Source organism: Clostridium acetobutylicum ATCC 824 (assembly GCF_000008765.1).
In the GTDB taxonomy this organism is placed as follows: domain Bacteria; phylum Bacillota; class Clostridia; order Clostridiales; family Clostridiaceae; genus Clostridium_S; species Clostridium_S acetobutylicum.
In genome coordinates this window covers 1,784,489-1,797,469 of the sequence record NC_003030.1, presented here as the reverse complement: position 1 = coordinate 1,797,469, position 12,981 = coordinate 1,784,489, and the positions used below count along the sequence as shown (strand labels likewise).

At 31.4% G+C, this 12,981-nt stretch carries 10 protein-coding genes and 1 pseudogene; 2 read left to right on the top strand and 9 right to left on the bottom strand.

The features are described 5' to 3' along the window. Positions 1-194: 194 nt before the first annotated feature. Positions 195-3,125 (bottom strand): insulinase family protein, encoded by a 2,931-nt coding sequence (locus tag CA_RS08610; RefSeq protein ID WP_010964961.1) that lies wholly within the window; start codon positions 3,123-3,125, stop codon positions 195-197. Positions 3,126-3,191: 66 nt separating this feature from the next. Beyond that, positions 3,192-3,893: a polyprenol monophosphomannose synthase gene (locus CA_RS08605; RefSeq protein ID WP_010964960.1), complete on the bottom strand. Its 702-nt coding sequence runs from the start codon at positions 3,891-3,893 to the stop codon at positions 3,192-3,194. 285 nt (positions 3,894-4,178) lie between these two features. Between CA_RS08605 and CA_RS08600 the strand changes: the two genes are divergently transcribed. Together CA_RS08600 and hydF are read left to right on the top strand one after the other, a co-directional pair. Beyond that, the gene (locus tag CA_RS08600) at positions 4,179-5,591 is read left to right on the top strand and encodes an aspartate ammonia-lyase (protein WP_010964959.1); all 1,413 of its coding nucleotides are present in this window, start codon (positions 4,179-4,181) and stop codon (positions 5,589-5,591) included. Between the two features lie 14 nt (positions 5,592-5,605). Continuing rightward, on the top strand, positions 5,606-6,841 hold the full coding sequence (hydF, locus tag CA_RS08595; protein WP_010964958.1) for a [FeFe] hydrogenase H-cluster maturation GTPase HydF: 1,236 nt from the start codon (positions 5,606-5,608) through the stop codon (positions 6,839-6,841). Positions 6,842-7,038: 197 nt separating this feature from the next. Here the strand turns inward: hydF and CA_RS08590 are convergent, their stop codons facing one another. From CA_RS08590 to CA_RS08560, 7 genes and pseudogenes are all read right to left on the bottom strand, one after another. Continuing rightward, positions 7,039-7,494 carry a T6SS immunity protein Tdi1 domain-containing protein gene (locus tag CA_RS08590; protein ID WP_275541674.1) on the bottom strand — a complete coding sequence of 152 codons (456 nt, stop codon included), beginning with the start codon at positions 7,492-7,494 and terminating at the stop codon, positions 7,039-7,041. A 98-nt stretch (positions 7,495-7,592) separates the two neighbouring features. After that, positions 7,593-7,886: pseudogene (locus CA_RS08585) on the bottom strand (polymorphic toxin type 15 domain-containing protein); the annotation flags it as partial. 41 nt (positions 7,887-7,927) lie between these two features. Then, positions 7,928-8,599 (bottom strand): hypothetical protein, encoded by a 672-nt coding sequence (locus CA_RS08580; protein ID WP_010964955.1) that lies wholly within the window; start codon positions 8,597-8,599, stop codon positions 7,928-7,930. 101 nt (positions 8,600-8,700) lie between these two features. After that, on the bottom strand, positions 8,701-9,168 hold the full coding sequence (locus CA_RS08575; RefSeq protein WP_010964954.1) for a DUF2004 domain-containing protein: 468 nt from the start codon (positions 9,166-9,168) through the stop codon (positions 8,701-8,703). Between the two features lie 17 nt (positions 9,169-9,185). Then, entirely contained in the window at positions 9,186-10,145 is a 960-nt protein-coding gene (locus CA_RS08570) for an HNH endonuclease (protein ID WP_010964953.1), read from the bottom strand. 584 nt (positions 10,146-10,729) lie between these two features. Continuing rightward, on the bottom strand, positions 10,730-11,929 hold the full coding sequence (locus tag CA_RS08565; RefSeq protein WP_010964952.1) for a suppressor of fused domain protein: 1,200 nt from the start codon (positions 11,927-11,929) through the stop codon (positions 10,730-10,732). A gap of 12 nt (positions 11,930-11,941) precedes the next feature. Beyond that, positions 11,942-12,880, bottom strand: coding sequence for an AHH domain-containing protein (locus tag CA_RS08560; RefSeq protein WP_010964951.1), 939 nt, complete (start codon positions 12,878-12,880; stop codon positions 11,942-11,944). Between the last annotated feature and the right edge of the window lie 101 nt (positions 12,881-12,981).

Here is a 12,981-nt window from a genome sequence, read left to right as displayed (position 1 = left end):
ACATTTTTACGAACATTACAAACAATATTCATAATTTCATTCGTCATTTACAAAATTATTATAATACATTTTTCAAAAAAGTTAAAGCATTAATTGTAATGTTTGTAATATAAAATCAAGTTAATTGTTCGTAATGTAACAAACTAAAAAGAGAGAATGCAAAATTTATTCTAAAACTTCACATTCTCGTTTTTCTATTCTCCGAATATATCCACTACGTTATCAAATAATTCTTTGTTCTCTTTTATCTTTTCTTCACTTCCAAAAACACATATACAATTTTCTTCGTTAAGCTTTTTCAAAATGTCATAGGAGTCCTTTATATCCTCCACTGAACAATCTAATATTTCAAGACGCTCTTTTCTCATATATTCGTCATCTATTCCCGTTAAATACTGTGCTGTCACCTTTTCACACTTTGAATAATTACTTAAAGGCATATCAATACCACTTATGGTACCTAAAATGTATTTATCCATTTCTCTACTATTAACATTAAAATCTTTTACAAAGGATACCATTTCCTCATAAGCCTTTAATGTCTCAAGTAAATTAGGATCTCTATATGAAGCAAATGCTAAATGTCCATTCCTCGATAATGACATAGAAGCTCCATATGCCCCTCCTTTTACTCTTACACTATTCCAAAGGTAATCATAATTTGCTATGGTTCTAAGCACAATAAGCGCTCCATTATGCTTGAAATTGAACTTTCTAAAATTAAAACCCTTAGCTACATACTGAACCTTTGTAGACATCATAAATGCTTCATTTAACTTTTTAAGCTCAAATTTATAATCATTCAATTTAAAATTGTTATTCTTTAATTTTAAGGTAAAATCATTAAACAGCTTACTAAAAGTTTCATAATCCTCTTCTTCTGCACAATATGCTGCAATTAAATTATCCCTTTTGAATATATAATCCGATGCAGCCTTTAGATTTGCTGCTACTTCCTCTTTTTTCTCTTCAAAATTACTGCTTATATCTACTATAAATTTATAAAAATCAATTCCTGTTATAGTATCTAAGTATTTATACGCACTAGATACATAAGACCCAACTCTTACAGATGCCATTCTGCTTCCTGAACCTCTTATTGCCATCTCCATCCTAGATTTTATTTCGTCTATTATTTCCTTAAGCCTCTTGTAATCATCATAAATGCTGTGATTTATTATTTCCTCCATTATTTCAAACATCTTTGGAAGCTTTTCTCTTAAGCTCTTAGCCCTTACAGCAAATTTAGGTGCATAATCCTCGTAATTTTGAGGCCTACTGTATACATCTAAGCCAAAATCCATGCCGCCCAGGTTTTCCATAGCTTCATTAGACAACTCTTTAAAGTTATATTTTTCTGTATTAACCTTTCCTATAACAGAGGATAATAAAGAAGCATAAGGAATCATATTCTGAGGTACTGATTTTCCTTCAAAGTATATACTTACATACTGAATACCTCTAGTGTTTAGTGGACACCATATAATTTTTGCATTGTTTTCATCTATTATTTTATGCTCAATTGTCTCTATATCCCTTTTTACATCACCTATAGCTATAAGAGGGATTGATTCAAGGTTCTCTTCACTATCAGGAGTATCCTGCCTTAATTCTAAGCTTCTATTACTAGCTATGAGTTTCTTAAGATCATCCTTAGAAAGACCATTCTTAAATTTTCTAAGCTTTTCTCTTAACTTTTCTTCTCTTTCCTCTTCAAGATTTTTCTTAGGTTTTACAGTTATAAATACTCCATAGTTATTATTTAAAATATACTTTTCTATTAAATTTTCAAAATAATTCGACTCTGCATACTTTCTAATATTTTTTATTACATCATTAAATCTTAAATTTATAAAGGGATCTCCTCCATAAAGCATGCTTTCCAATATCTTTTCATTGTAAACAAGCCCCGCAGGATAAGAATCAAAATCACTTTCTCTAAGAGCAAACTCTTTTGCATTTATTATGCCATTTATAAGCTTCTTATCTATTCCATTTTTAACAAGCTCTTTAAGTGTATTTTTAACTACTTCTTTAAATTTATCTTTATCCTCTAAATTAGAATCCTTTAGAATTATTGAAAAGGTATTTTTTAATATTGAACTATCAAAAACTCCAAAAACATCTTTTCCTATATTTTCTTCTACAATAGCTCTCCTAAGTGGTGATGATGAAGCCTCAAGTAAAATACTCTCCAAAAGCTCTAAGCCCATTGAAAGTTCAGTATCTAAAGCGTCTCCTGTTACAAAACTCATGCCAAAATAAGTTTTGTCATTTTCGCTTTCTCCCTCTGAAATAGAATATTCTAATTCCTTCTCATGAACTTTACTAAAGGCTCCATTTACCTTTATATCTGCATCTATATTTTTTTTATTGAAATCCTTTAAATAATTGTCATTAATAAACTCTAAAACTTCTTCTATATCAATGTCTCCATATACATATATTATGCTGTTAGATGGATGATAGTATTTTTCATGGAAGCTTAGTGCCTCTTCATAAGATAAATCCACTATATTTTCTACTTTTCCACCAGAATCTACTCCATAAACACTCCCTTTAAAAAGCTCCTCGTCCATGCTTCTTGATAGCAAGGAAATTGGCGATGAGTAGGCTCCTTTCATTTCATTGTAAACAACACCATTGTACTCTATTTCATCTTCTTCATCCTTTATATCATAATGCCATCCTTCCTGCATTATAATTTCAGGAGTATTATATATATCAGGATAAAAAACAGCATCCAAGTATACATCCATAAGATTCATAAAGTCTTTTTTATTTCTACTTGCAACAGGATACATTGTTTTGTCAGCATAAGTTGCAGCATTTAAATATGTGTTAAGTGAACCTTTTAGTATTTCTATAAAAGGCTCCTTTACCTTAAACTTTCTAGAACCACATAAAACAGAATGCTCTAATATATGCGCTACTCCCGTACTATCGTGGGGAAGAGTCTTAAAGGTTATAGAAAAAACTTTGTTGTCATCCTTATTTTTTAAATTTACAAGAACAGCTCCACTTTTTATATGTTTAAATACCCTACCTTTACTATTTATCTCATCTATTACAGTCTCACTTTCAAATTTAAACCCGCTATAAATGTTGCCAATTTCAAATTTCATTCACTTTCCTCCTGCATCTATTTTTGTGTACTTATCATTATAATATTTACATTTTCCCCAATCAAGCTACTTAATATTATATTTCTTACTTCTTATAAATAAACTAACTATTTGCTTTAAATATTGTCCTTGCACAGAAATTGTGAACTTTGATTTTTCGTGTTTCCTCCTTTTAAAGGAATACGGAAGCTCTACAACCCTTTTATAATCTCCCATTACAAGTATCTCTATTAGTATTTTCCATCCTATAGCTCTTAAATCTCTATTTTTTATAACCTTTCTTTTAAGCATAAAAAATCCAGCTGTTGGATCTGATATTTTTCTTAGTGGCTTTAAAAAAATTTTTCCTATTAATCTTGCTATAAATGAGGCAAATTTTCTAAATATATTAAGTCCTTCCTCCTTACCTCCAAGCACAAACCTGCTGCAAATAACGATATCTGTATCCTTCTTCATTTGAAAAAGCATACTTTCAAGCATTTCAGGTGGATGCTGCAAATCTCCATCCATAACAGAAAGCACGTCTCCTCTAGCAAGTTTAAAACCATCAATTACAGCAGAGGAAAGCCCTTTTTTACCTTTTCTATGCTTAAGCCTTATATTATTATACTTTAAAGCTAGACTTTCTATAATTTTGGGTGTTTCATCCGTACTATCATCAACAAAAACAATCTCATATTCATTATTTTTCAAAGCACTCTTTATCCTTGACGTAAGCTCTAATATATTACCTTTCTCATTATATACAGGGATAATTATTGACAGCATAATTCCCTCCACTTATCCTAATTTATATTAAAAAATACCTATACTTTTGAAATTTTAATTACATTTAGTGTATCATTATTTAAAATCATTTGCTTTACTATCTTTTCCAATTAATACCTTTACATTATTAATTATCTTACCTTTGTATAAATTCTATTACTATTTATACTATCAGTAGAATTGTTATTTTATGATAACTTTAAACTACATCTCCTTTTATATAAAAATTATTCATCCTAGTTGTTTATATTAATCAAGTTTGTTAAAATGTGAAGGAAGAAAGGAGTGTTTGATTTGCCTTCTGATTTTAGAATAGAAAAAGACTTACTTGGAGAAAAAAACTTACCTAAAGAGTCCTACTACGGAATAAACTCTCTAAGAGCCTTTGAAAACTTTAATATAAGCAATAAAAAAGTAAATTTAAATTTAATATATGCAGTGGTAATTGTAAAAAAAGCGGCTGCTTTAGCTCATAAAAAACTCAAGGAACTTAAAGATGAAAAAGCAGATGCTATAATAAGCGCTTGTGATGACATATTAAGTGGAAAATTTGACGATGAGTTCATTACAAATTCTCTTCAAGGCGGTGCTGGAACCTCAACCAACATGAATGTAAATGAAGTCATTGCAAACAGAGCTATTGAATTACTTAATGGCTCAAAGGGTGACTACTCTATAATCCACCCAATTGAAGATGTTAATATGTCTCAGTCAACCAATGATGTATACCCAACTGCTCTTAGAATTGCAGCTATAAAACTTCTAAGGCCTTTATCTGATGCTTTAAGTAAACTTCAAGAATCCTTTCAAATAAAAGAAAATGATTTTTCAGATATACTTATGCTTGGAAGGACAGAACTTATGGATGCCTTACCTATGATGGTAGGTCAGGGCTTTGGAGCTTATGCAAAAGCCTTTGCTAGGGATAGATGGCGAATATATAAGGTTGAAGAGAGACTTCGTGAGATAAATATTGGAGGAAATGCCATAGGAACTGGAATAAATGCTTCCTATGATTATATTTTCACTGTTACTGACATACTTCAAGATTTAACAGGACTCGGGCTTGCAAGAAGTGATTACCCAATGGATGTAACACAAAACATGGATGTATTTGTAGAGGTGTCAGGTCTTTTAAAATCCTGCGCTGTTAATCTTATAAAAATTTCAAATGACATAAGACTTTTAAATAGCGGCCCTGTAGGTGGTATAGGAGAATTTATTGTTGAAGAGGTTCAAGCTGGTTCATCAATTATGCCAGGAAAAGTAAACCCTGTTATATGTGAAATGACAGCTCAAACTTCTATGAAGGTTATGGCAAACGATACTGCTATCTCCCTCGCCTCATCTTTTGGACAGCTTCAATTAAATGCTTTTTCTCCTCTAATTGCTGAAAGCCTTTTAGAATCTCTTGAAATACTTACTAATGCAGTTAATGTGTTCAGGGAAAAATGCATAGATTCAATAAAAATTAATGAAGAAAAATGTCTTGAGAATTTAGAAGCTTCTACAGCACTCGTTACAGCCTTAGTTCATTATATAGGTTATGATAAAGCATCTATTATAGCAAAAAAAGCTCTAAAAGAAAAAAAATCCATACGGGAATTACTCCTTTTAGAAAAAATTTTAACAAAAGAAGAAATAGATAAAATACTTAATCCTTATGAGATTACAAAACCTGGCATACCAGGACTATAGACGAGGTGATTTTAATGAATGAACTTAACTCAACACCCAAAGGTGAAAGACTTCACATTGCACTTTTTGGAAAAACTAATGTTGGAAAATCCAGTGTAATAAATGCTCTTACTTCTCAAGAAATAGCTCTTGTTTCAAATGTAAAAGGTACAACAACTGATCCTGTTTACAAAGCAATGGAACTGCTCCCTCTTGGACCAGTTATGCTTATAGATACTGCTGGTCTTGATGACATAAGTGATTTAGGTGAGCTTAGACGTGGAAAAACTCTCGAGGTTTTATCAAAAACTGATGTAGCAATTTTAGTTTTTGATGTTGAAAGTGGAATAACAGAATATGATAAAAATATTTACTCATTACTGCTTGAAAAGAAAATTCCACTAATAGGAGTTTTAAATAAAATAGATAAAAAGGACTATAAGCTAGAGGATTATACTTCTCAATTTAAAATACCTATAGTACCAATTTCAGCTCTCAATAATAAAGGCATAAATAATTTAAAAGATGAATTAATACGCTTAGCACCAGAAAATGATGATAAATTTAAGATTGTTGGTGATTTACTTTCTCCTGGTGACATAGCAGTTTTAGTTACTCCAATAGACAAAGCTGCTCCAAAGGGAAGATTAATACTTCCTCAGCAGCAAACTATAAGAGATATACTTGAAAGTGACGCTATTGCTATGGTGACAAAGGAATTTGAACTTAGAGAAACCTTAGACAGCCTTAGAAAAAAACCTAAAATAGTAATAACAGATTCTCAAGTATTTTTAAAGGTAGCAGCAGACACACCTAAGGACATATTGATGACCTCATTTTCTATACTTATGGCAAGACATAAAGGAGATTTAATAGAACTTGCTCGTGGTGCAAGGGCAATTGAAGATTTAAAAGATGGTGATAAAATTTTAATAGCAGAAGCCTGCACCCACCACCGTCAATCTGATGATATAGGTAAAGTAAAAATACCAAGATGGCTTAGACAAAAAACTGGTAAAAAACTAGAATTTGATTTTTCAAGTGGCTTTTCATTTCCTCCAAATATAGAGGATTATGCACTTATAGTTCATTGTGCTGGCTGCATGCTAAACAGACGTTCAATGCTTCACAGAATAGAAAGTTCAGTAAAAAAACAAATTCCTATAGTAAATTACGGAGTTCTTATTGCCTACGTTCAAGGAATTCTTCCAAGGGCATTAAAGCCTTTTCCATATGCTGATAGAATATTTAATCAATCGAGTAGGAACTAAACACTTATTTTATTTGTTTACAGTCTGATATTATCTTCGATTTTTAATGATGTATTTGGAGTATATATTAACTGCTAAAAAATAATGCACTAGCTTGATTAAATTGAGCTGGTGCAATTTCATCTTCTCACTGCATGATTTAGATTATGCAGTGAATACTATTATACTTTCAACAATACCTTATGAGCTAAGTTTTATTATTCAATTTTACCTACCATTTGTGTAATTAATTCTATATGCTCTTTTATTTTTACTTTTTTTAAATTTTCAACTTTTTCACTGCCACCTAAACCTAATAAAGGCACATATCCAAAGCACTCATTATATTTTAATTCTCCCAATTTAGAAACCGCTTTATTATACTTATCTAATTCTAAATATTTTTCTGTAACATATTCATCTTTTAAACAATTAAAAAAATGTTTAAATCCTTTTAATATAATATCAAATGTCCCATTCTTATATTTTATGATACTTACATATTCATTCTTTTCCCATGTAATTATATCTCCAAAACCAGTTACCATTATCGGAATAGCCACATTTGCTCTAAAATATGACATATCTACAACCTCTTGATACTCCTCTGGATTAATTATCTTTAAATTGCCATTTAATATAGAACCAAATCCATATTTCTCCCAGACATATATTAATTATATTGGTATAATTTCTTTATATTTATCAATTACTTTGACATCAACTTTATTATTATATTCTTTAAATAGCTCATCATTCATTGCTTTTCCTCCTAATATATTAATCTTACATTCAAGTAAGTACTTTTCCTTTCAGCATCAGTCATATTTTTAGCCATTGCTTGAATCTGCCCATCAACAGCATCTATCCTATATTTCCACTGTAAGCCAATACATGAACTGATTCCCTTATTACCCATTCCAGCAATAATATTTAATGGATTTCCTCCTGCAATTTGGTTCGGATTATGAAGTGCTGCTTGAGACTCCATCCATTTATTAGCCTGTGTTTCAACTTCTTGATATGACATACCTGAATCAAGTAATTCATCTATTTTATTTGCAAGCGCTTCTTTTCTTGCGGCCTATTGTGCCATATTTCCTTCTATCACTCTACCTCCATCAATGTATCTTTATCTATTCTTGATAACGATTTTTCAGCATCAGCCGCAACCTCACCAAAACCACTTTGTCCAATTTTAACCTTTCGAGAAACACTTTTAGCTTCTTTTAACCCTTCTTTTGCTGCTTTATAGGTAACTTCTACACCAGCTCCCGCTGCACCAAATCCACCCAAAACGATGTTTGCATACTTACCGCTTTCTTCTACGTAAGTTTTTCCAAAAGCTTTTGCGAATGCAGCTGAAGCAGTCCCAATGTCACTTAATGTGCCTTTTACTTTAGTCAATACACTCTTAACATTTTTTGCACTTGAAACAACAACGGATTTTGTTAAATCACCTATAGCACCCTTACCTTCACTAAATACTGTACGCAAATCTGCAACTTTACTACCAAGGTTATCAACGGTTCTCCATGGTAAAGTAGCTATACTCTTCGCATTTTCTACACTTGAAACAGCAATGGATTTCGAGAATGTACCTACTTTACCAAGTAAACTTTCCGCCTTGCTTGCCTTACCAGCCGCAGCACCTATATCTCCTGGAGCAACAAGTACACTAAGGGCAACTCCAGTTGTTTGTCTTATAACATATGTTATTTTAGCTTTTATAAATATTTCACTGTATGAAAAAAGATTAACGCTCCGATTATGAAACATTAACCTTTTTAACTTCTTTCACTGCATTATTAAATTTGATTATATCATTATTTTATGCAATTAATCTATTCTGTATTATGAATTGATATTAATAAGTTATTTTACATTACAACATCCTGATAACCTACTTCTATTACTTTTTCATCAACAAGACAAACTCCTATACCATTTTCATTATCCCATGTACAATCAAAAGTTACCCCACACTCTCTCCCATCATAAGCTCCTGAATATGGAATAACAATTCCAACTAAGGTTATATTTTTAAGTAAGTTTTCTATATTTTCAATCAAAGGATATTTTTCATAATTTTCAATATCATAACCTAACTCATGTCTTTTTGACTTATAATAATTTAAAATTGCTTCTAAAATTTCCTCTTGTAAATTGCTCCACTTTTTCATTAATAAAGTATATGCAATATACTGCTCTTCTTCAAATACACCATCCTCATCCCCGTTAACCATAAGAGATATTTCTGTTTCTTTACCTAAAAAATCAATAATTACATCCTTAGTCCAAATATAATCATATTCTAATTCCCCAAAAATCGAATCATTTATTCTCACTTTTAAAATCTCCTTTTTTATTTATTAGCAAATCCCTCTGGTTCAAATGCCCCAGCATTTATTTCTCCTACACCGCCAACATGTCCAAATGCATTATTAATTTTTGATGGTACAAGTTGTATTGTTTTACAGTCATTCAATTCATGCCATGTATATTTATTTTTCTTTCTAAAATTTCTTATATCCTTTACACTAATTTCACCTGACTCCATTCCAAATTTCCGTGCTAATTCTGGTGAATTATTAAGTTGCTCTGCTAACTTTTTATCTGCCTGAACAAAATTTATCTCTCTTGCTTTTGTTCCCATTTTTAATTTTCCACCAACCATATGCTCAATTTCTATATTAGCTTTTGAAACTGGAGTAAAATCAGGAACTCCATTTCTATATTCAATACCATCAATACCAGCTCCATCTAATATTTTGCTTAATTCAGGATCTGGTGGTGGCTTAAGAGTACATAGTGATTCGCCCCTAGGTCCTTCAAAAACAACTTTTAAATTTTCTTCTCCAGGTGTTTGATGAATTCTCGATTCGTATGAACTAGCAAATTCAGTTTGCTTAAAAGCAGGTGGAATATCTGTTCCAGCCTTAACCTCTCGGAGAGCATTTTTAGCTCCTTTCACTCCTGAACTAATTGCTTTAAAAGAAGTTTTTGCACTAGCAGCCGTTGCACCAGATGCAGAAAAAACAGTGTTTGCATACTTACCGCTTTCTTCCACGTAAGTTTTTCCAAAAGCTTTTGCGAATGCAGCTGAAGCAGCCTCAAAGTCACTTACTGTTCCTTTTACTTTAGTGAGTATATTCTTAGCACTTTTTGCACTTGAAACAACAACGGATTTTGTTAAATCACCTATAGCACCCTTACCTTCACTAAGTACTGTACGCAAATATGCAACTTTACTACCAAGGTTATCAACGGTTCTCCATGGTAAAGTAGCAATATTCTTAGCATTTTCTACACTTAAAATAACCATGGATAAGGATGATTTTTATCCATTAACACTACAAAAAATCTTAAAACCAATACCTTTTAAGATTTTCGACTTTATATTAAAGAATTCTATATATCTTAACCATACTTCTGCTGACATAATTCTTCAAGGTCTTCTATATCTTTTACTGCTGTGCATAGTATATCTTCTATTGCTATTCCTTGCGTTCTGGCTGTCCAAAAATATATATTGGATTATTCTCCATTATGCCTCAGATTAGTAGATTAACTATTTCTTAATATAATGAATTAAGGTTATAAAAGTTTAAATTAAAAACTTAGAGATTTCAATAACTTGCTATTCGCTCTAAACGCAATTGAAACCTGTAAGACTTTTCAGCTTTTCCATTTTAATTTGTTCTTTTTCTTGACATAATAGCACCATAATTTTGATAGTGCCTTCCCACCTAATCTAACTATTCTTGCAAATGCGATTCCTGACGGAAAATCTCCCAATATCTCATGTGGATTTATTTCTTGTCACTTGAATATTTCATCCATCTTACTTGCATTTCTGTTATATAAAAATCTAATAGATATTATTTATTCAACACATACCACATTTATCTATTGTTCATCAGCACTTAATCCAACATTTTCTCTTGTTATATTCAAGATTTCATCAATGCCCCTATCTTCCATCCTTTTTCTTAAATACTTACACCCTTTTATTAATGCCATATTTCTTTCTTCTTTATAAATTGGTATCAATGTATATAGATTAATTATATTTCCCTTGGAAGTTGTGAATCTATGCAATTCCTTTTCATCTGGCTGACATATCATTATACATGATAATTTTGTATTCGGTGCAAAAGGCTGAGGAGGTTCTCCATTTGGAATAATGATATCTTTACCAATCCACCCATCATATAAATGAGGGATATGAGCTATTCTTCTAATCCATCCCAAAGGCCAATAATTATTTACATCTTTAATATTATTTTTATCTATCAACCAATCCTTAGGTAACTTTATTATTAATTCAGCAAATCTTTCCTCAAATGCCTCATCAGAATCATCCATGGGACAGTCACTCATACCAGTTGTAACAATGGTTATGAACTTATCATTTTCAGTATTTCTCATTATATTTAAGTTTACGGAAACATTGCTTGCAGGTATAACTTCAGAAAGAGTTTTATTAACATTTCCAAAGTATCTTTGCAAGTATTGTAAAATCTCATCATGTTGATTTTTTATCTGCGTTAACTCATATTTTTTTGCATCAAGTTTTCTTGCGCCATTTTTGCACAAATATTCACAAGTCTCTGTATGTCCTTCCATCTCAGCTGCAATTAATGGTGTAATCCTTGTTTTATTTATTCCTTCTCCAATATCATAGAACGCGTTTATATCTGCACCATTTTTTAGTAACAATTTTACCATTTCTAAATTTCCATTGAAAGCAGCTCCTATTAAAGGTGTAGCATGTATACCATTTCCTGTATCAATTTTAGCTCCATGAGCAATTAACCATTCAACATTTCCAATCAAATTCTTATCAACTGCTCCATGTATAGGTGTCACACATCCATCATCGTTCTTCCTTGTAATATTTACATCAATTTTATTATTGTATAAATACTCAAGAACTTCTACATTATCTTGCTCTGCGGCTACATGCAAAAGCGAATATCCACTTGAATTATAAGCATCAATCACTTTAGGATACTTATCTATCATATTAGCTAATAATTTTAAATCACCTTTTTTAATTGCATTAAAAGTGCTGCGTTTAATATCACTCCAACTTAAATTATTCATAATATCTCCTTTCTATTGAGGCGGAAATTTTCCCTTTCTTAATTTATCTACAATATCTAATATTTTATTTACAAAATCATCCTTATTACCACCTAATTTCTTTACTTCATAAAATTCTTTGGCAATTGCCTTAATATATCTATTCGAATGTCCTTCATTAGGTGCCCAGTGTATATTTTCAATACCATAATAAGGGTCAATCCCAACCGATTTTAATACTTCGCTAGAATACTTAGCATATGTTTGAATTATTTTTTTACGATTAGAAAAATTACCTTTTACAGCAACATGATGCGCATGAGGCTTACTCATTCCTGATGGCGGATTTCCTCTCTTTTTCTTTAAGTAATTTCCAAAATTAAATTTAGATAAGTCTCCTATGGTATCAGCATTATTCTCTCCACTCTTAACCGCCTTTACAAAGTTATCCTTAATATCTCCAACTTCATTTTTAAAATCATTCACTACTTCACTAAACTCTATATTAGGTCCTACACTAACTCGACCTACACCGGGCATTTCAACTTCTACTTGACGAGTTAATCCTTTTAAATCTTTTCCTGTATTTTTTAATACCTTGCCAAAACTTTTTACCGCTTCTCCTGACGCTGGTAGCAGCTTTCCATTTACAAATCCTGCTGCTTTTTTAACATCATCAATTGTTCTTCCTGGTAAATTAATTATATTCTTAGCACTTTTTGCACTTGAAACAACAACGGATTTTGTTAAATCACCTATAGCGCCCTTACCTTCACTAAGTACTGTACGCAAATCTGCAACTTTACTACCAATGTTATCAACGGTTCTCCATGGTAAAGTAGCTATATTCTTAGCATTTTCTACACTTGAAACAGCGATGGATTTCGAGAATGTACCTACTTTACCAAGTAAACTTTCCGCCTTACTTGCCTTACCAGCCGCAGCACCTATATCTCCTGGAGCGACAAGCACACTAAGGGCAACTCCAGTTGTTTGTCCTATAACAATTATATGTATTCATCAATTGATTATTTATAATTATATCAGTTATTATTTCTTTATCTGTATTTATT

Coding starts and splice junctions, on each gene's coding strand:
- hydF (WP_010964958.1), top strand. CDS start 5,606: ATGAATGAACTTAACTCAACACCCAAAGGTGAAAGACTTCACATTGCA.
- CA_RS08580 (WP_010964955.1), bottom strand. CDS start 8,599: ATGTTTCATAATCGGAGCGTTAATCTTTTTTCATACAGTGAAATATTT.
- CA_RS08565 (WP_010964952.1), bottom strand. CDS start 11,929: ATGAATAATTTAAGTTGGAGTGATATTAAACGCAGCACTTTTAATGCA.
- CA_RS08605 (WP_010964960.1), bottom strand. CDS start 3,893: ATGCTGTCAATAATTATCCCTGTATATAATGAGAAAGGTAATATATTA.
- CA_RS08610 (WP_010964961.1), bottom strand. CDS start 3,125: ATGAAATTTGAAATTGGCAACATTTATAGCGGGTTTAAATTTGAAAGT.
- CA_RS08570 (WP_010964953.1), bottom strand. CDS start 10,145: ATGGTTATTTTAAGTGTAGAAAATGCTAAGAATATTGCTACTTTACCA.